General features: G+C 69.2%; 13 protein-coding genes. 3 read left to right on the forward strand and 10 right to left on the reverse strand.

The window, feature by feature from the left end; genetic code table 11:
• Positions 1 to 120: 120 nt before the first annotated feature.
• The 5 genes from ABZ939_RS05425 to ABZ939_RS05445 form a co-directional block, all read right to left on the reverse strand.
• Complete coding sequence (locus tag ABZ939_RS05425; RefSeq protein WP_361849567.1) at positions 121 to 1,026, reverse strand: anti-sigma factor; 906 nt, start codon at positions 1,024 to 1,026, stop codon at positions 121 to 123.
• Positions 1,023 to 1,727, reverse strand: coding sequence for an RNA polymerase sigma factor SigM (gene sigM, locus ABZ939_RS05430; protein WP_361849569.1), 705 nt, complete (start codon positions 1,725 to 1,727; stop codon positions 1,023 to 1,025). The genes ABZ939_RS05425 and sigM overlap by 4 nt, the downstream gene beginning before the upstream one ends.
• A gap of 24 nt (positions 1,728 to 1,751) precedes the next feature.
• Positions 1,752 to 3,455 carry a protein kinase family protein gene (locus ABZ939_RS05435; RefSeq protein ID WP_361849571.1) on the reverse strand — a complete coding sequence of 568 codons (1,704 nt, stop codon included), beginning with the start codon at positions 3,453 to 3,455 and terminating at the stop codon, positions 1,752 to 1,754.
• A gap of 118 nt (positions 3,456 to 3,573) precedes the next feature.
• Entirely contained in the window at positions 3,574 to 5,781 is a 2,208-nt protein-coding gene (gene murJ / locus ABZ939_RS05440) for a murein biosynthesis integral membrane protein MurJ (RefSeq protein ID WP_361849573.1), read from the reverse strand.
• A 45-nt stretch (positions 5,782 to 5,826) separates the two neighbouring features.
• On the reverse strand, positions 5,827 to 8,109 hold the full coding sequence (locus ABZ939_RS05445; RefSeq protein WP_361849575.1) for a DUF6049 family protein: 2,283 nt from the start codon (positions 8,107 to 8,109) through the stop codon (positions 5,827 to 5,829).
• Between the two features lie 179 nt (positions 8,110 to 8,288).
• Between ABZ939_RS05445 and ABZ939_RS05450 the strand changes: the two genes are divergently transcribed.
• Complete coding sequence (locus ABZ939_RS05450) at positions 8,289 to 9,731, forward strand: CCA tRNA nucleotidyltransferase (RefSeq protein ID WP_361849577.1); 1,443 nt, start codon at positions 8,289 to 8,291, stop codon at positions 9,729 to 9,731.
• A gap of 74 nt (positions 9,732 to 9,805) precedes the next feature.
• Here the strand turns inward: ABZ939_RS05450 and ABZ939_RS05455 are convergent, their stop codons facing one another.
• The 3 genes from ABZ939_RS05455 to ABZ939_RS05465 all read right to left on the reverse strand — a co-directional run bounded on the left by ABZ939_RS05455 (position 9,806) and on the right by ABZ939_RS05465 (position 12,961).
• On the reverse strand, positions 9,806 to 11,065 hold the full coding sequence (locus tag ABZ939_RS05455) for an MFS transporter (RefSeq protein WP_361849579.1): 1,260 nt from the start codon (positions 11,063 to 11,065) through the stop codon (positions 9,806 to 9,808).
• 76 nt (positions 11,066 to 11,141) lie between these two features.
• The gene (locus tag ABZ939_RS05460; RefSeq protein ID WP_361849581.1) at positions 11,142 to 12,224 is read right to left on the reverse strand and encodes an inositol-3-phosphate synthase; all 1,083 of its coding nucleotides are present in this window, start codon (positions 12,222 to 12,224) and stop codon (positions 11,142 to 11,144) included.
• A 47-nt stretch (positions 12,225 to 12,271) separates the two neighbouring features.
• On the reverse strand, positions 12,272 to 12,961 hold the full coding sequence (locus tag ABZ939_RS05465; RefSeq protein ID WP_329118437.1) for a helix-turn-helix transcriptional regulator: 690 nt from the start codon (positions 12,959 to 12,961) through the stop codon (positions 12,272 to 12,274).
• A 369-nt stretch (positions 12,962 to 13,330) separates the two neighbouring features.
• Between ABZ939_RS05465 and ABZ939_RS05470 the strand changes: the two genes are divergently transcribed.
• Complete coding sequence (locus tag ABZ939_RS05470) at positions 13,331 to 16,057, forward strand: transglycosylase domain-containing protein (RefSeq protein WP_361849583.1); 2,727 nt, start codon at positions 13,331 to 13,333, stop codon at positions 16,055 to 16,057.
• A 124-nt stretch (positions 16,058 to 16,181) separates the two neighbouring features.
• On the forward strand, positions 16,182 to 17,678 hold the full coding sequence (locus ABZ939_RS05475; RefSeq protein WP_361849585.1) for a glycosyltransferase 87 family protein: 1,497 nt from the start codon (positions 16,182 to 16,184) through the stop codon (positions 17,676 to 17,678).
• 18 nt (positions 17,679 to 17,696) lie between these two features.
• Here ABZ939_RS05475 and ABZ939_RS05480 read toward each other — a convergent pair whose 3' ends face one another.
• Together ABZ939_RS05480 and ABZ939_RS05485 are read right to left on the reverse strand one after the other, a co-directional pair.
• Positions 17,697 to 18,728 (reverse strand): alanine racemase, encoded by a 1,032-nt coding sequence (locus tag ABZ939_RS05480; protein ID WP_361849587.1) that lies wholly within the window; start codon positions 18,726 to 18,728, stop codon positions 17,697 to 17,699.
• A 97-nt stretch (positions 18,729 to 18,825) separates the two neighbouring features.
• Positions 18,826 to 19,944: a peptidoglycan bridge formation glycyltransferase FemA/FemB family protein gene (locus ABZ939_RS05485; protein ID WP_361849589.1), complete on the reverse strand. Its 1,119-nt coding sequence runs from the start codon at positions 19,942 to 19,944 to the stop codon at positions 18,826 to 18,828.
• Positions 19,945 to 19,978 lie beyond the last annotated feature (34 nt).

Below are 19,978 nucleotides of genomic sequence, written 5' to 3' on the forward strand. Positions count from 1 at the left end.
TTCCTCGTCTCTGCAGACTGCCTACTGCCTACGGGGGCGGTCGGTCGGTGACTCTCACCCCACCCAACGGATCCTACGGGGCGAGCATTCCCGAGACCGCCGCGCGGCACGGCGTCGTGTTCAGGAGAGGGGGTAGGCCTGTGTCATCAGAACCTCGGCTTCGGCCTGTCCGCCGCCCTCGGCGCAGGAGGCGTCCAGCACAAAGGCCTGCACACGGGTGCCGTCGGTTCCCTGGGGCAGGACGACGAGATAGGCAGGAGTGCCCTGGTAGTTACCCCTCTGGAAGGCGAGGACCGTATCGGTCCGGCCCGTTCCGGCCTTGACGCAGCTGGGGAGGGACTCGGCCACGCCTCGCTTCGGGGTGTCACCTTCGGTAGACAGCGATTCCGGCTGGGTGCCCTTGGGAGTCTTGAGGCTGTCACCCTGCAGGAGCTCTTGGACCTGGTCTTCGACCGGCCGGCCGTCGAATTCACCCCCGACCATTCCACTGGCGGCGCTGTCGGTCTTCTTGTCACCCGACTCGCCACCGAGCGTCTGTACGCCGCCCTGGACGAAGAACAGGCTCATGCCCAGCGCTGCGGCACCGAACACCGCGCCGAGGGCAGCGATCCGGCGGCGCCGGGTCTTGGGGCGGCCCGGACCGGTGGCGGCGCGAGGACGGCCGGCAGGACGGTCGGCGGCGACAGGTGTCGCGCTGGGGTGGGTATCAGGGTGGGCGCTCGCTGTTTCACGTGAAACATGCGCGTCGACGTCCAGCGTGGTGGCGTTCAGGAGCGCTTCGGCAGCCAGGGCGGCGTCGATGCGGCCGGCGATCTCGGCCGGCATCCGCGGCGGCCCGGGAAGGGTGCCGAGGAGCCCCCGGATCTCCTCCAGAGAGGTCCGTACGTCCGCGCACAACGAGCAGCCGTCGAGGTGCCGGCGGAGGGCTGCGGTGCGGGAGGGTGAGAGCAGCCCCTCGGTGAGGTCGGAGATCTCCGAGACGTCCGGGTGCTGGGTTGTGTCGGCCCTGCCGGTCGTGGAAGTCACGCGCGCCCACCTCCGCCCTTCACAGCAGCCGGACCATTCGATCCGTTATCCGTTGGCCCCGACACCGGTGGGACGGATGTCCCCGGCGTCCGGTTCCTTCCCCGGTCAGGGGCTTCGTTACCCCCTGTATCGGCGCGCAGATGGATGAGCATCGGCAGCAGCCGGGCCCGCCCGCGTGCACAGCGGCTCTTCACCGTTCCGGTGGGGACATCCAGGATGCGGGCGGCCTCCGCCACGGGGTAGCCCTGCATGTCGACCAGCACGAGGGCGGCCCGCTGGTCCTCGGGGAGCTTGGCGAGGGCTGCCAGCAGCTCACGGTGGAGGTCCTGGCGCTCGACGGGGGCCTCGGCGGACTCGGCGGGTTCGAGGAGCTGCTCGAAGCGCGCCGGGTCGTCCATGGGCGAGGTCTTGCGGGAGGCGGTCTTGCGGGCGCGGTCGAGACAGGCGTTCACCGTGATGCGGTGGAGCCAGGTCGTGACCGCCGACTGACCGCGGAAGGTATGCGCGGCCCGGAACGCCGAGACGAGGGCGTCCTGGACGGCGTCAGCGGCCTCCTCGCGGTCTCCCAGCGTCCGCAGGGCCACCGCCCACAGCCGATCGCGGTGACGCCGCACAAGCTCACCGAAGGCGTCGGGATCGCCGGCGACATGGCGCGCCAGGAGATCCTGGTCGCTGATGCCGCTACCTATGGCTTCGTCCAACGGTGAGCCCCCTCCCCCATGCCGTCAGCTGGTGATCTTGATGTCCGTGACCTTGCCGCGGTAACCGCCCCCGCTGCTGGGCAGGTCGGTCAGCCAGACGAGAACGTAGCGCGTCTTCACGGGCTTGTCGGCCGTGAGTGCGACCTGCGTACCGGAGCCCGAGGCCAGGGTGGTGTAGGCGCCGGCCGATGCGGGCTGGGACGAGGCACTCTCGGGCGCCGTCCGCAGCTGCACCGAGGTGGTGCCCTGGAAGGTGACCTCGACCTTGGAGACCTGCTGGACCGAGCCGAGGTCCAGAACGAGACCCACGCCCTCCTTCAGCCTGCCGAAGTTCGAGTACCCGTAGTAGATGGACGTCTGCCACGAGGTGGAGGGGTTGCCGTCGTAGGCATTCCCTATCTCCGAGGGAGTCTCGGCGCCGTCGCCCTCCGGGTCGAAGTCGTGAGCGCCGACGATCGCGACGGGCTTGCCCGTTGTCGGCTGCTTCTTGTCCTCGGTGTCCTGCGGCTGGGTGGTCCGCGGGGTCTCGGTGGTCTTGTCCTGGTCGAGCAGCCGGTCGGCGATCTGCCAGCTGCCCAGGCCCAGGGCGGCGATGAGGAGCGCCGACACGGCCCACTTCAGGGCCCTGCCGGTACGGCTCTCCAGCGGGGCCGGAGGTGCCATCACGGGCTGGGTGACCCCGACGCCCGGCCGCTGCTGCGGACGGCCGTAGGTGCCCTGCTGGTAGGTGGTGCGCTGGTACTCGGGCGGGGTGGGGAACTCGGGCTCCGGCGGGCGGATGCGGGGCATCGCCGCCACGGCCTTGGCGAGCTCGTCCGGGGTGGTGCAGGGCGGCTCCTGGCGCGAGGCGGTGGCGCCGTCGTTGGCCAGGGCGCGCATGGCGATCTCGGAGAGGCCGCGGTGGACGCCGGCCCTCACCTGGTCGGGAGGGAGCAGCCCCACGCCCTTGGGGAGCCCGGAGAGGCCATAGGCATCGCTGTCGTACGGCCAGCGCTGGGTCAGCGCCGCGTACAGCAGGGCGCCGATCGCCTCGGTGTCGGTGCGCTGGGGGCGCTCGGCGCTGATGCCGCGCAGCGCGGCGTTCACGGCGAGGCCGCGGATCCGGTACTGGCCGGTGGAACTGCGCAGCACGGCGCTCGGGGTGAGACGCAGGTGAGCGAGGCCCTCACGGTGGGCGGCTGCCATCGCCTGAGAGACCTGGCTGACGAGCTGATAGGCGTCGTGCGGCTCCAGCGGGCCCGCGGCGAGCAGCGTCGTCAGCTCGGTGGAGTCGGGAAGCCACTCGTGCACGACGTACACGAGGTCGTTCTCCTCGACGGCGTCGAGGACCTGGATGAACCGGGGGTCGCCGAGCAGCGCCGAGGAACGGGCCGCGGCCAGGACCGAACGCGCCCGGGGGTGGTCGGCCGGCAGCAGATGGACTCCGACGGCACGTCGCAGTTTCTCGTCGACGGCGCGCCAACTGCTGAAACCGTCCAGACGAGTGACGCACTCCTCCAGGCGGTAACGCCTGGCCAATTTGTGCCCGCTGTGCAGTTCGGGTGTCTCGATGGAGGGCTGTTCGCCGTTCTGCCGGTTACCGGCCTTGTCCTCTGCGACCTCGGCGGACTTCTCCGCCGTGTCCTGCGCTTCCGCCACCCCGTCGGTCGCGGCCTCCGCCTTGGCGGTCAGCGGGTCGTCACCGCTGTTGTCGGCCACGTCGACGGCAGCCGTGCTACGTTCCGCCACCGTCGTTCCTGCCTCCCCATCCGTTGCGCCACATCCAACAGCCATGCCAATTGTGCCCACAGTCGGCCGCTCTGCACGACACGCGGCGGCCGACGATGGTTGTGCGGGACCGGTTTCGTTATCGTCCCAGGCGCCCACGGACCATACCGACCAGGGAGTTCAGCTCCGCGATCCGCATCCGCTTGGCCGCCACGAAGAAGATGCCGAGCAGTACCACGCCGCCGACGAGCAGGGCCACGAGGGAGCCGAGAGCGCCGTCCCCGACGAGCTTCAGGAGACCGAAGCCCACCGCGCCGGCCACGATCGCTGCGGGCAGCGAGGCCAGGCAGAGACGGGCGTAGGTGCGCATGACGTGGGCGCCGTCCAGGTCGCCGCCCAGCCGGTTGCGCAGGCGACGCCAGGCGACGCCGACGCCGACCGCGTAGGCCAGGCCGTACGAGGCCGCCATGCCGACGACGGCCCATCGGGCGGGAAGCACGAAGTAACAGGCCGCCGAGGCAGCCGCGTTGACGGCGGCGACGATGACCGTGTTGTAGAACGGCGTCCGGGTGTCCTCGTAGGCGTAGAAGCCGCGCAGGACGACGTACTGGACCGAGTACGGGATGAGGCCGAGTCCGAAGGCCATCAGGATGAAGCCCATGCCCTGAGCCGCCTGGATGCCGCTGGAGGCGTAGAGCAGGGTGCTCATCGGGACGCCCAGAGCGAGGAACGCGAAGGCGACCGGGACGATCGCGACGGCGGAGTTGCGCAGGCCCTGCGAGATGTCGTCGCGCACGGCGCCGGGGTCGTCGTCGTGGGCCGCGCGGGAGATACGCGGCAGCAGTGCCGCCATGACCGAGACGGTGATGATGGCCTGCGGCATGCCCCAGATCAGCTGGGCGTTGGAGTACGCGAGGAAGCCGGCACCGTCCCTGCCGGACTCCTCGCCGGCGGCGGTGGCGAGCTGGGTCACGACCAGCACACCGGCCTGGTTGGCCAGCACGAACAGCACGGTCCACTTGGCCAGTTTGACGGTCTTGCCGAGGCCGTGGCCCTTCCAGTCGAAGCGCGGGCGGAAGCGGAAGCCCGTCTCGCGGAGGTAGGGAATCATCGCCAGCGCCTGGACGACGAGGCCGAGCAGGGTGCCGATGCCGAGCAGCCGGATGCCGTCGTCCGGGATGGTCTGGACGCCCATGTGGGACTCGCCGGACGTGCCGTACACCCAGATGAACAGGCCGAACGTGACGATCATGACGATGTTGTTGAGGACCGGGGTCCACATCATCGCGCCGAACTTGCCGCGGGCGTTCAGGATCTGACCCATCACCACATGCACGCCCATGAAGAAGATCGTGGGCAGGCAGTAGCGGGCGAAGGTGACGGCGACGCTGTTGGCCGCCGCGTCGTCGGCGATGGTGTTCGACATCAGCCGGATCAACAGCGGGGCCGCGAAGACGGCGACGACCACGATCGCGCCGAGCGCCACCATGACCAGCGTCAGCAGCCGGTTTGCGTAGGCCTCGCCGCCGTCCTCGTCGTTCTTCATCGAGCGGACCAGCTGCGGCACGAAGACCGAGTTGAGACCGCCACCGACCGTCAGGATGTAGATCATCGTCGGCAGGGTGTACGCGACGGTGAAGGTGTCACCGAGCAGTGCGGCGCCCAGCGCGCCGGTGATCACCAGGCTGCGGACGAAGCCGGTGAGACGGGAGACCAGCGTGCCGGCCGCCATCACGGCGCTCGACTTCAGCAGTCCGGCGGCACGACCGGGCTTCTTCGGGGCGGGGGCGGGCATCGGATTCGGCTCCGGAGCGGGCGGGGGCACCTGACCGGGGGTCTGCTGGTCCCGGTAGAGGTGCGCGAAGGCGTCCGGCTCGGGCTTCTCGTCGCCGGCCCGGGTCACCAGGTCGTCCACGCCGGTGAACTGGACCGTGCGGGCGTCGTCGCCGTACGGCAGATGACGCGAGGGGCCGTCCGGCTCGGGCGCCGGGGTCTGGGCCCAGACCCGGGGGTCCGGGGCATGCTGAGGAGCGGCCGGCTGCTGGTAGAGCGGCTGAGGCTCCTGGTAGGTACCCGGAGGGGGCGGAGGGTGGGCGGCGCGGTCGTACAGCGCCTCGTTCACCGGGTCCTGTGCCGACAGATCCTGAGCACGGTAGGGATCGTGGGTGTACGCGTCCTCGACATAGGGGTCCTGGGCGTACTGGTTCTGGGCGTAGGGGTCAGGGGCGGGCTGCTGCGGTGACGGAACCGGCCCCTGTCCGGGTCCCGGGGTCGCCGCGGGCGTGCCACCGGACGGCTCGGTGCCGCCCGCGCCCTGGCCGCGGTCACCGTCGTACGGCGCGTTCATGGTTACCCCACCTCATCGTCCCCGGCCGACCGGCCACGACATCGCTCAACGGTCCACTTTCTCACCCGCGCCCGACGGGTCGCCGCTTTCGGGACCGGTGTCCGGCGTCGGGTCACTCGGCTGCTCGGGATCGTCGTCCTCCGCGGCCTCCGCTTCGGCGTTCCTGGCCGCCGCGCGCTTGCGCTGGGTGTACATCCGCGCTCCCGCAAGGACCAGGAGCAGGACACCGCCGGCGATGACGAGCATCACGGTCGGAGTGATCTCGGAGACCTTCACCGTGAAGGTCATCGGCTGTCCGTACGGCGTGCCGTCCTCGGTGAACAGCTGGGCCGTCATCGGTACCGGGCCGTTGGCGTTGGCCGAGGCGGTGAACTTCACCGACTGGCTGTGCCCGCCGTCGATCCTGACCGGCAGTTCGGCGACGGCATCACCGCCGTTGAGCTTCAGCCGGGTCTTGTTGCCGGAGGTCAGCCGCAGAACCAAGTGGTCCACGCCCTGCAGCAGCTTGTTCTGGACGGTCACCGGAATGGTGGCGCTGCGGCCGGAGAGCGTGAGATCCGACTTGTCGATCAGCTGAACCCCCTTGGAGAGGCTCTTCAGGTACTGCTGCACCGTGATCCGGTAGAGCGACGCCGCGGGCGCCTGCCCGCGCCAGGACGTGGACATCTCGCGGCTGATCGCGTTGCCGAACGGGGTCACCACGCGGTCCGGCTGGGTCAGGATGACCTTGAAGTCGTCCAGCTCCCCACGGGTGTCCTGCATGTCACGGAAGGCCTGCACCGGCAGTTCCTGCTTGCGCAGCTTCTGGGGGTAGCGGGAGGCGCTGGGCACCTTGGTGCTCGCGTCCGGGTCCGGCTTCACCGCGGAGGCCGCGATCAGGTCCAGGGACTGCGTCCACCGCTGGGCCGACAGGCCGCGCAGCGCGACGGCCATGGTCTGCGCCTGGGCCGTGGTCGGCATCCGCTGCGGCGCGACCACGATGCTGCGCTGCTGGTCGGGCTGTTCCAGGGTCACCGCGAGCGACTGGGCCAGGAACTCCTGGATGGCGAGCGTCGAGTTCCCGGCGGGGAGCATGTCGCCCTCGAACGCCGTCGACAGATACGCGTCGCTGACGACGGCGGTGGTGCCGCCGCCGATGGGCCGCGCCGCCGTCGGGGTGTACGGAAGGTCGTCCTGGAAGCTGTCCGATCGGGCGATGACCTTGCGGGCACCGGCCGAGGTCGCGACATCCATGATCGAGGGGTCGACGGCTCCGTCGACGGGCCAGGAGAAGTCGGTGGACGGCTTCACATGGAGGATGGTCTCCACGGTCGTCCCGGCCAGTTCCGTCGCGGGCTGAAGATGGCTCAGGGAGCCGGGGACGTCCTTGCCCCGGTGGGCGAGCGAGGCGATGTCCGGGTCGGCGAACGGCAGGGCGACGACCTTGCGTCCCACCACCGCCTTCTCCAGCGCGCCCAGCCACCGCTCGGCGACGGCCTGGTTCCTGCCGGGCACGGTGTCCGTCCCGCTCTTGACTCGATAGCTCCTCGTCATGGCGTCGACGGTGGCCAGCAGGTCCGGGTCGATCACCCAGGTGACGGGAAGCTCCCTGCCCAGCGTGACCATGTGGTCCAGGCGCCCGCCCGGAGCGAGCTCCGCGGCCAGCTCGTCGTTCTCGAAGACAGGCGTCTGCTGGTCGTCCGTGCCGGTCTCCGCCGACACATGGGCCGAGGAGATCAGCGGCCAGAGGTAGGTGAGCTGTGTCTTCTTCTCCGTCGCCTCGGGCTGGTACGGCAGGAAGGTCCGTTCGATCCCGAGGACCTGCTCCCCTGCCTGGGCGGTCTGCCCCGTGAGGGAGACGCCCAGCTGGTAGACGCCCCCGTCCTCGAGCCCGAGCTTGTCCACCGGTACGGAGAGCTTGAACTCCGTGCTCAGTCCGGCTGCCAGCCGGGGGATCGCGACCTTGTAGCCGCCCCCCAGGGGCGCGGGGTCGCTGTCCGGGAGGAAGCCGGTACGGCCCGAGACGGCGTCGATCTGACTCCGGCTCGTCATCCGGGGGCCGACCCTGACGTCCACCGTGGCATCGGTGACCGTCTGCTTGCTCTGGTTGGTCACCGTTCCGGAGACGGTGAGCGTGTCACCCTCCATCGGCGCGCTCGGGGTGAGCGTGTCGAGAGACACATCGACGGTTCGGGAGCCGGTGCCGGTATCCGCCGCTGCCGCCGTCGGTGAGACGCCGTGCAGCAGGCCGGCGAGCAGGGGCGCCCCGGCGAGGAGGGACGCCGTGCGCCGCAGCCAACGACGGGCAGGTGAGGGATGGGTCCCCTGGATGTCTGCCGCCTCGGCCACGCGCTCGCCCGTCCTCGTCGTATCAGTGGTGTCGGTGGTTCCCCGTTGCTGTGTCCACGCATGGTAACGAGGCACGCTGTGGCCAAGTGCCGGGGACTGCTCCAGCTGATCGGGCGAGTGGGCCGGCCTGGGGAAAACGAGGACGCTGCCGTGGGCCCGGGCACGTACCCTTTTCTGTTGTGCCGAACGCCAACGAAGACAACCCGACTGCACTGAGCCAGGTGCAACGCCGCGCGGTCAGTGAACTACTGCGCGTATCCCCTGTCGCCGACGACCTCGCCGTCCGTTTCCAGGACGCAGGGTTCAGCCTCGCGCTGGTCGGCGGCTCGGTACGGGACGCGTTGCTCGGCCGGCTCGGTAACGACCTCGACTTCACCACCGACGCCCGCCCCGAGGACGTACTCAAGATCGTCCGCCCGTGGGCCGACGCGGTCTGGGAGGTCGGGATCGCCTTCGGCACGGTCGGTTGCCAGAAGAGCGGCTACCAGATCGAGGTGACGACGTACCGCTCCGAGGCGTACGACCGGACCTCACGCAAGCCCGAGGTGTCCTACGGCGACTCCATCGAGGAGGACCTCGTCCGGCGTGACTTCACGGTCAACGCCATGGCCGTCGCCCTCCCGGAGAAGGAGTTCATCGACCCGCACGGCGGTCTCGACGACCTCGCCGAGCGGGTGCTGCGGACGCCCGGAACGCCGGAGGAGTCCTTCTCCGACGACCCGCTGCGCATGATGCGCGCCGCTCGTTTCGCCGCCCAGCTCGACTTCGAGGTGGCCCCCGAGGTCGTCACGGCGATGACGGACATGGCCGGCCGCCTGGAGATCGTCTCCGCCGAGCGGGTCCGTGAGGAGTTCAACAAGCTGCTGCTCTCCGCCCACCCCCGGAAGGGCCTCGGTCTGCTGGTCGGCACCGGCCTTGCCGATCGTGTCCTGCCCGAGCTGCCGGCCCTGCGGCTCGAAAGTGACGAGCACCATCGGCACAAGGATGTCTACGAGCACTCCCTGACCGTCCTGGACCAGGCGATCGACCTGGAGGAGAACGGGCCCGATCTCGTGCTGAGGCTGGCGGCCCTGCTGCACGACATCGGCAAGCCGCGGACCCGCCGCTTCGAGAAGGACGGTCGGGTCTCGTTCCACCACCACGAGGTGGTCGGCGCGAAGATGACCAAGAAGCGCATGACGGCGCTGAAGTACTCCAACGAGATGATCAAGGACGTCTCGCGCCTGGTGGAGCTGCATCTCCGCTTCCATGGATATGGGACCGGCGAATGGACCGACTCGGCGGTGCGCCGCTATGTGCGCGATGCCGGCCCGCTGCTCTCGCGGCTGCACAAGCTGACCCGCTCGGACTGCACGACGCGGAACAAGCGCAAGGCCGGGGCTCTCTCGCGCGCCTATGACGGTCTGGAGGAGCGGATCGCGCAGCTCCAGGAGCAGGAGGAGCTGGACGCGATCCGGCCCGACCTGGACGGCAACCAGATCCAGGAGATCCTTGGCATCCGGCCGGGGCCGGCCGTCGGGCAGGCGTACAAGTTCCTGCTGGAGCTGCGCCTGGAGAACGGCCCGATGGAGCACGAGGCGGCTGTCGCGGCGCTCAAGGAGTGGTGGGCGGCTCAGGGCTGAGCCGGATCCGTCGATGTTTCACGTGAAACATCGACGGCATGGAGAGCGAGAGGGGTGATGTTTCACGTGAAACATCACCCCTCCTTCCGTCCGCGCACCAGCATCAGTGCGATCGAGGCGTAGAGAACGGCGACCAGGACGACGAGCGGGGCGGAGCGGCCGTCCGGTGGGAGCATCAGCGCCGCGACAGCGGCGGCGCCGACGAACGCCACGTTGAAGAGGACGTCGTAGAGGGCGAAGACCCGCCCGCGGTAGGCATCGTCCACGGACGTCTGCACGACGGTGTCCGTCGCGATCTTGACTCCCTGGGTGGTGAGCCCCAGGACGAAGGCCGCGATCAGGAGAGGGGTCTGTGCGAAGGGCAGCCCCAGGGCGAGCTCCAGGACAGCGGCGGAACCCGCGCACACGGCCATCCAGCCAAAGACGCCGAAGCGCCCGATCGCCCAGGGGGAGACGACGGCGGCTGTGAAGAAGCCCGCTCCGGAGATACCGACGGCCAGCCCCAGGAGCGCGAGTCCTTCCGACTCCGTGGAGCTCCAGGCGTAGCGGCAGAGCATCAGCACGGTCACTGTCAGCGCGCCGTAGCAGAAGCGCATCAGGCTCACCGCGGCCAGAGCGCGGACCGCGGGCCGCCGCTCGGCCAGATGGCGCAGCCCGCTGACGAGGCCGCGGGCCGTCGAGGCCAGTGCGGCGCGCAGCCGGGGCTGGATCACGTCCGGGTCGGGGCCGAGGAGCTCTCGGGGCATCCGCAAGGAGGAGAGGGCGGAGCAAAGATAGAGGAGGGCGCCCAGCGCCACGATCGCCGCGTCGGAGTCCTCGGAGATCAGTCGCACGCCGAAGGCCAGTCCTCCGCCCACCGTCGCGGCCACGGTGCCGGCGGTCGGCGAGAGGGAATTGGCCACGACCAGCCGGTCGGCGTCGACGACCCGGGGCAGCGCGGCCGAGAGGCCCGCGAGGACGAAGCGGTTGACCGCGGTCACCGAGAGGGCGGAGGCGTAAAAGAGCCAGTCGGGCACCGAGATCAGCATCAGCACCGCCGTGCCGCAGGCGAGGAGCGTCCGCAGCAGATTCCCGTAGAGGAACACCTGGCGTCGCTGCCAGCGGTCCAGGAGGACCCCGGCGAACGGGCCGACGAGGGAGTACGGGAGCAGGAGCACGGCCATGGCGGAGGCGATGGCGGCAGGGGAAGTCTCCTTCTCGGGGGAGAAGACGACGTACGTGGCCAGCGCCACCTGGTAGACCCCGTCGGCGCACTGGGAGAGCAGGCGGACGGCGAGGAGCCGGCGGAAGTTCGTCAGGCGCAGGAGTACGCGCAGATCACGTACGACAGGCATGGCAGCAAGACTCACATACGAAGAGGGCCCCCGGGCGGAAGACCGGGGACCCTCGATCGACGAACTCGATCAGCGCTTAGCGCTCGACCTCGCCCTTGATGAACTTCTCGACGTTGGCGAGGGCCTCGTCGTCGAAGTACTGCACCGGCGGGGACTTCATGAAGTACGAGGACGCGGAGAGGATCGGGCCACCGATGCCGCGGTCCTTGGCGATCTTCGCGGCGCGCAGGGCGTCGATGATGACACCGGCCGAGTTCGGGGAGTCCCACACCTCGAGCTTGTACTCCAGGTTCAGCGGAACGTCACCGAAGGCGCGACCCTCCAGGCGGACGTACGCCCACTTGCGGTCGTCCAGCCAGGCCACGTAGTCCGACGGACCGATGTGGACGTTCTTCTCGCCCAGCTCGCGGTCCGGGATCTGCGAGGTGACGGCCTGCGTCTTCGAGATCTTCTTCGACTCGAGGCGGTCGCGCTCGAGCATGTTCTTGAAGTCCATGTTGCCGCCGACGTTGAGCTGCATGGTGCGCTCAAGACGGACACCGCGGTCCTCGAACAGCTTCGCCATCACGCGGTGCGTGATGGTCGCGCCGACCTGGGACTTGATGTCGTCACCGACGATCGGGACCCCGGCCTCGGTGAACTTGTCCGCCCACTCCTTGGTGCCGGCGATGAAGACCGGGAGAGCGTTGACGAACGCGACCTTGGCGTCGATGGCGCACTGCGCGTAGAACTTCGCGGCGTCCTCGGAGCCCACGGGCAGGTAGCAGACGAGCACGTCGACCTGCTTGTCCTTGAGGACCTGGACGACGTCCACGGGAGCCTCGGCGGACTCCTCGATGGTCATGCGGTAGTACTTGCCGAGGCCGTCGAGGGTGTGGCCGCGCTGGACCGTGACGCCCTTGTTCGGGACGTCGCAGATCTTGATGGTGTTGTTCTCGCTGGCGCCGATGGCGTCGGAGAGGTCGAGGCCGACCTTCTTCGCGTCGACGTCGAAGGCGGCGACGAACTCGACGTCACCGACGTGGTAGTCGCCGAACTGGACGTGCATCAGGCCGGGCACCTTGGTCGCCGGGTCGGCGTCCTTGTAGTACTCGACGCCCTGCACCAGCGAGGCGGCGCAGTTGCCCACGCCGACGATGGCTACGCGAACCGAACCCATTCCGGTTGCTCCCTGTGTGATCGTGGAAGCCCTGCGGCTGCAGGGTTTCACTTGGCGGTGTCGTCGGACGGATCCGGCCGGGTACTGCCCCCGTGCCGGGGCAGGCCGCCCGTTTCTCCAGAATCGTTGTCATGCCGAGCGGCGCCCTCAGGGGCGTCGGGGCCGGATCGCTGATCCCGCCCCGCCCGCTCGCTCTCGATGAGCTCGTTCAGCCAGCGCACTTCGCGCTCCACGGACTCCATGCCGTGGCGCTGCAGCTCAAGCGTGTAGTCGTCGAGGCGCTCGCGCGTCCGGGCCAGAGAGGCGCGCATCTTCTCCAGGCGCTCCTCCAGCCGACTGCGGCGGCCTTCCAGTACCCGCATCCGCACCTCGCGCTCGGTCTGACCGAAGAAGGCGAAGCGGGCGGCGAAGTGTTCGTCCTCCCAGGTGTCCGGGCCGGTGTGGGAGAGGAGCTCTTCGAAGTGCTCCTTACCTTCGGCCGTCAACCGGTAGACGATCTTGGCGCGGCGCCCTGCGAGTGAAGCGGCGAGAGCGTCCTCAGGGGCGCTTCCCGGCTCCTCGATCAACCAGCCGTTGGCGACCAGCGTCTTGAGGCAGGGATAGAGGGTCCCGTAGCTGAAAGCCCGGAAGATGCCCAGCGAGGTATTGAGCCGCTTCCGCAGCTCGTACCCGTGCATCGGGGCTTCACGAAGCAGGCCGAGGACGGCGAACTCGAGGATTCCCGAGCGTCTGCTCATCCGCCTCCTCCTCCGTCTCCAGGGCCCCTTATGCCGCACTGATGTATCGACTCGATACATCATGACGATAGAACGGCCACTCTCCTGCGACAAGTGGGGCTGCAGTGACCGGCGTCACATCGTCAATTCACAGCAATTGACTTGCCTGATTTGGGGTGAAGTTCGCCCCTAGGCAGGTTTTGACCGTGCGTAGTCTGTGCGGCATGCAGAGCACCGGGAACCGAGCGACGCCGCAGGGCGTCAGTGCTGCGGGTGACCGGCTGCGGTACGGAGGAGTCTTCGATGAGGCTCGGCCGTCCGCATTTCGGGGGGACCGGAACTCAACTGCCGCTTCCAGGCGTACACGCCTGCCCGAGGAGTAGTCGTTCGATGAGCGAGCACCGTCGCAAGATGCCGCAGTCGCAGCCGCCGAGTGGCGGTCGCGCGGCGGCCCGGCGCGCTGCCCAGCAGCCCATGGGCCGCAGGTCGGCCCAGGCGCGGGATGTCGGTACGGGATCCCCTTCGTCCGGGTACGAAGAGGAGCGACCCTACGGAGGTCGGGCCGAGGCCCGTCGCGCGGCGCAGCGCGGCGGCAGCCGTCGGCGAGCCCCTGACGGAGGCGGCGGCCCCGGCGGCCCCGGTGGCGGCCGGCGCGGTGGCGGTGGCGGCGGCCAGGGAGGTCCCGGCCGCGGCCGCGGTGGTGGCCGTCCGCCGGGCAAGAAGAGGCTCATCGACTACCCGCGGTACGGCAAGTACGGCTGGCGCCGCTGGGTGCCCTCGTGGAAGCTCGTCACCGGGCTCTTCCTCGCCTTCATCGGCAGCCTGATGGGCGCGGCGACGATCGCGTACTCCCAGGTGACGATCCCCAAGGAGGACGAGGCCGCCAAGGCGCAGAACAACGTCTACTACTGGGCCGACGGCACGCAGATGGCCGCGACCGGTGGTGAGGTCAACCGCCAGATCATCGGGATCGGTCAGATCCCCATGGACATGCAGAACGCGGTGATCGCGGCCGAGAACAAGACGTTCCGCGAGGACTCCGGCATCGACCCGATGGGTATCGCGCGAGCCGTGTGGAACATGGCCAAGGGCGAGGACACCCAGGGTGGCTCGACCATCACCCAGCAGTACGTGAAGAACAACATCCTCGCCGACCAGTCGCAGACGCTGACCCGGAAGGTGAAGGAACTCTTCATCTCCATAAAGGTCGGCGCCGAGATGGACAAGCCCGACATCATGGCGGGCTACCTGAACACCGCGTACTACGGCCGCGGCGCCTACGGCATCCAGGCCGCGGCCCGTACGTACTACGGCAAGGACGCGGGCAAGCTCAACGCCAGCGAGTCCGCCTTCCTCGCCTCGCTCCTCAAGGGCGCGACGTACTACGACCCCGCGGGCTCGCCCGAGATCGACACGAAGGCGACCGCGTCCGAGAACACCCGGCGGGCCACGATCCGGTGGAACGCGATCCTCGACGCGATGGTCGAGCAGAAGCACCTCGACGCCGCCGAGCGGGCGAAGTACGACAAGTTCCCGATGCCGTTGGAGCCCAAGAAGAACGCGGCGCTGTCGGGACAGACCGGCTACCTGGTGAGCCTCGCCAAGGCGTACTTCATCAACAACAACGACAAGGGCTACGACGCGGAGGATCTCGCCCGCGGTGGCTTCGAGATCCACACGACCTTCGACAAGAAGAAGGTCAACGCTCTGGAGAAGTCCGTCCAGAAGATCTACAAGGAATACATCGACCCGAAGAAGCGCCCGAAGACGGACACCCATGTCCAGTTCGGCGGTGCCTCGGTGGACCCGAGCACCGGGGCGATCGTCGCCATCTACGGCGGCACGGACGCGACCAAGCACTTCACCAACAACGCGGACCAGACCGGTGCGCAGGTCGGATCGACCTTCAAGCCCTTCGTGCTGGCCGCGGCGATGCGGGACGGCGTGCGCGACCCCAAGGGGGACAGCGTCCAGGACGCCTCCACCCGCACCCTCGTCGATCCGGACAAGAGCCGGTACAGCGGCAAGAACGAGCTGAAGATCAAGAATTACGACGGCTCGATCTGGCGCAACGAGAAGGGCGAGGAGTGGCTGCAGGTCAATGACGACGACGCCGACTACGGCCCCATCAGCCTGCGCTACGCGATGGTCAGGTCGGCCAACTCGCCGTACGTGCAGCTCGGCATGGACGTCGGTATCGACAAGGTCCGGCAGGCTGCCATCGACGCCGGTCTGCTGGACGGCTCGCTCGTGAAGTCGAACGTGCCGTCGTTCTCCCTCGGTATCTCCGACCCGAGCGCGATCCGCATGGCCGGCTCGTACGCGACGTTCGCCAACAACGGCGAGCGCAACGACCCGTACTCCGTCACCAAGGTGGTGGAGAAGGGTGTGGAGATCTACAAGCACGAGGCGGCGCCCAAGCGGGCCTTCTCCACGGCCGTCGCCAGCAACGTCACGGACGTCCTCCGGGACGTGGTCGAGCACCCGAAGGGCACCGGTAGGAAGGCCGCCATCGAGGGCCGCGAGGTGGCCGGCAAGACGGGTACCACCGACGGCAACAACTCCGCGTGGTTCGTGGGGTACACCCCCCAGCTGTCGACCGCGATCGACATGTACCGCTTCGACGACAACGCGAAGAACACGAGCCGCAAGTTCGAGTCCATGTACGGCACCGGTGATCAGCCGAAGATCCACGGTTCGTCGTTCCCGTCCCGTATCTGGAACGACTACATGACCACCGCCCTCGACGGTGCGAAGGTCATTCCCTTCCCGGAGCCCGAGGACCTGGACGCCGAGGCCGTCTTCGGCGGCGGTGCCTCCAGCCCGACTCCCACGCCGACGCAGACGCCGTCGTCGACCCCGTCGTCCACCCCCTCTTCGACGCCTTCCTCCACGCCCAGCGGGACGCCGGGCAAGCCGGGCAAGACCTGTGGTGTGTGGGACTGGAACTGCAACACCGACGGTGGCCAGGACGGTGGTGCCACTTCGGGCAACGACAGCGGCGGGGCCTCCGACGGCGGTGTGACCTCGACGCCGACGACACCCACGCCGACAGCCACCGACGCCAGCGGTGGGGGCAAACCCAACGGTGGAACAGGCTGGCTGAGCGGCGGCTGACCCGCCCACCGGGCTCCGCCTGGCACGGTCCCGAGGGCCGCCGTACCCGACACGTACCCCACGTACGACGCCGGGTACGGCGGCCCTCCCCGTTTCCCGGGAGGCGTACGGCAGGATGTCCCCCATGCCGAGCCTCCACAAGACGAGTCCGCATCAGGACCGGCCACAGGACCCGCCGGTGGTGTGCCCCACCCGCCGCGACGAGGTCGCCGCGGCGGGCAGCGAACTGATCGGCGGGCCGATCGGCCGCCGGGCGCTGCTCGGTACCGGCCCCCTCACCCCGGTGGGGGTGATCGCACTGGTGGCCATCGGGATGTTTGCCCTCGGGATGGTGCAGAAGATCCCGTGCTACGACTGGGCCTGGTTCCGGGGCACCACGTCCCAGTACACCCACGCCTGCTACTCCGACATCCCGCACCTCTTCGCCGGGCGCGGGTTCGCCGACGGCATGGTGCCGTACTTCGACCGCCTGAGCGGCGACATAGAGTTCCTGGAGTACCCGGTCCTGACCGGTCTGTTCATGCAGGTCGCGGCGTGGCTCACGCCCGGTGGCAGCGATCTGATGCAGCGTGAGCAGACCTACTGGATGGTCAACGCGGCCATGCTGCTGGCCTGCGCCGCCGTCATGGCCGTCTGTGTCGCGCGCACCCACCGCCGCCGGCCCTGGGACGGGTTGCTCGTCGCCCTGGCCCCCGCGTTCGCGCTCACCGCCACCGTGAACTGGGATCTGCTGGCCGTCGCGCTGACCTCCGCCGCCGTGCTGATGTGGTCGCGCAGCCGCCCGCTCGCGTTCGGCATCCTGATCGGCCTGGCGACCGCTGCCAAGCTCTACCCGGTCCTGCTCCTCGGTCCGCTGCTGCTGCTGTGCTGGCGGGCCGGGCGGTGGCGGGAGTACGGGGCGGCGCTGCTCGGCGCGGCGGGCGCCTGGCTCGTGGTGAATCTGCCGATCATGCTGCTCGCGCCCGAGGGGTGGAAGCAGTTCTACACCTTCAGCACCGAGCGGAACATCGACTTCGGTTCGGTCTGGCTGCTGATCAGCCAGCGCACCGGCGAGCCGATCGCGCCGGACACGGCGAACACCTTCGCGATACTGCTGATGTTCCTCGCCTGCGTGGGCCTCGGTTTCCTGACGCTCACGGCGCCCCGCCGGCCCCGCTTCGTCCAGCTCGCGTTCCTGGTCGTGGCCGCGTTCGTGCTGACCAACAAGGTGTACTCGCCGCAGTACGTCCTGTGGCTCATCCCCCTCGCCGCGCTGGCCCGGCCGAAGTGGCGCGACTTCCTGATCTGGCAGGCCTGCGAGGTCATGTACTTCCTGGGCATCTGGATGTACCTGGCCTTCACCATGAGCGGCAACAAGCAGGGGCTTCCGACGGACGGCTACCACTTCGTGGTCGTGCTGCACCTGCTGGGCACGCTGTACCTGTGCGCCGTGATCGTGCGGGACATCCTGGCGCCCGAACGGGACGTGGTGCGGCAGGACGGCTCGGACGACCCCTCAGGGGGCGTCCTGGACGGCGCGGAGGACGTGTTCGTACGGGGCAGGGCCGCGCACCCGGCCCGGCACGCGGCCATGGCCGCCGCGGAGGGGCCACGGGTGGACTGGGGAGTCCCGCGGGAGTAGCGCGAGACTCCCGGCGGCTCAGCGCTCGACGAGGCGGTCGAACTGCGTGGTGGTGTGCCGCAGGTGCGCCACCAGTTCGTCGCCGACCTTCGGCTCCTGGGCGTCGGCGGGGACGAACAGGATCGACACCTGCATGTGGGGCGGCTCGGCGAACCAGCGCTGCTTGCCGGCCCAGACGAACGGCGAAAGGTTCCGGTTGACGGTCGCCAGGCCGGCGCGGGCCACGCCCTTCGCACGCGGCATCACGCCGTGCATCGCCTTGGGGGCCTCCAGGCCCACCCCGTGCGACGTGCCGCCGGCGACGACCACCAGCCAGCCGTCGGAGGCGGCCTTCTGCTGGCGGTAGCCGAAGCGGTCGCCCTTGGCGACACGGGTGACGTCAAGCACGGCGCCGCGGTACTCGGTGGCCTCGTGGTCGCCCAGCCAGAGCCGGGTGCCGATCCGGGCGCGGAACCGGGTCTGCGGGAACTGCTGCTGGAGCCGGGCCTGCTCCTCGGCCCGCAGATGGCTCACGAACATGGTGTGGAGCGGCAGCCGGGCGGCCCGCAGCCGGTCCATCCAGGCGATGACCTCCTCGACCGCGTCGGTGCCGTCCGTGCGGTCCAGGGGCAGGTGGAGGGCGAAGCCCTCCAGCCGCACGTCCTCGATGGCGGAGTGCAGCCGGCCGAGGTCCTCCTCGAGGATGCCGTGGCGCTTCATCGAGCTCATGCACTCGATGACGACGCGGGCGCCCACGAGGGCGTGCACGCCGTCCACGGAGGACACGGAGCGGATCACCCGGTCCGGCAGCGGCACCGGCTCCTCGCCCCGCCGGAACGGGGTCAGGACGAGCAGGTCGCCGCCGAACCAGTCCTTGATCTTCGCGGCCTCGTACGTGGTGCCGACGGCGAGCATGTCCGAGCCGAAGCGGGCCGCCTCGTCGGCGAGCCGCTCATGGCCGAAGCCGTAGCCGTTGCCCTTGCAGACCGGGATCAGTCCGGGGAACTGGTCGATCACGGTCTTCTGGTGCGCCCGCCAGCGAGCGGTGTCGACGTAGAGGGAGAGCGCCATGGCCGGCCCGGAACCTTTCTGATGGCTGCGGTGTATCAAAGGTATGTACGAGACCTACGAGATTACGTACGAGGTTACGGGCGAGACGCCGCAACCGTCAGCGGCGCGACATGTAGATGTCGAGCGCCTTGTGCAGGAGCTTGTTGAGCGGGAAGTCCCATTCGCCGACGTACTCCACCGCCTCGCCGCCCGTGCCCACCTTGAACTGGATCAGGCCGAAGAGGTGGTCGGTCTCGTCGAGCGAGTCCGAGATGCCCCGCAGGTCGTAGACGGTGGCGCCCATCGCGTAGGCGTCCCGCAGCATCCGCCACTGCATCGCGTTCGAGGGCCGGACCTCGCGGCCGATGTTGTCCGAGGCTCCGTAGGAGTACCAGACGTGGCCGCCGACCACGAGCATGGTGGCCGCGGACAGGTTCACCCCGTCATGGCGTGCGAAGTACAGCCGCATCCGGTTGGGGTCCTCGTTGTTGAGGACGGTCCACATGCGCTGGAAGTACGAGAGCGGGCGCGGGCGGAAGTGGTCGCGGACGGCCGTGATCTCGTAGAGCCGCTGCCACTCGGCGAGGTCCTCGTAGCCGCCCTGGACGACCTCGACGCCGGCCTTGTCGGCCTTCTTGATGTTGCGGCGCCACAGCTGGTTGAAGCCCTTGAGGACGTCGTCGAGGGAGCGGTTGGCGAGGGGCACCTGGAAGACGTAGCGGGGCTGGACGTCGCCGAAGCCGGCGCCGCCGTCCTCACCCTGCTGCCAGCCCATCTTCCGCAGCCGGTCGGCCACTTCGAAGGCGCGCGGCTCGATGTGCGTCGCCTCGACGTCCTTCAGGCGCTTCACGTCCGGGTCCTGGATACCGGACTTGATGGCGGCGGAGTCCCAGCGCCGGATGACGACCGGCGGGCCCATCTTCACGGAGAAGGCGCCCTGCTGCTTGAGATGCGCGAGCATCGGCTGCAGCCAGTCGTCGAGGTTGGGGGCGTACCAGTTGATGACCGGGCCCTCGGGCAGATAGGCCAGGTAGCGCTTGATCTTCGGAAGCTGGCGGTAGAGCACGAGGCCCGTACCGACGAGTTCGCCCGACTTGTCGAACCAACCCAGGTTCTCCGAGCGCCACTCGGTCTTCACATCCGCCCACGCCGGGACCTGGCAGTGGCTCGCCGCAGGCTGGCTCTGGATGAATGCCAGATGCTGCTCACGGCTGATGGTCCTCAGGGTCAGGCTCATGCGGGGCGCTCCTCGGCAGGTGTGTCCCCATCGG

Origin of the sequence: Streptomyces sp. NPDC046712, assembly GCF_040645695.1 — a bacterium.
In the GTDB taxonomy this organism is placed as follows: Bacteria; Actinomycetota; Actinomycetes; order Streptomycetales; family Streptomycetaceae; genus Streptomyces.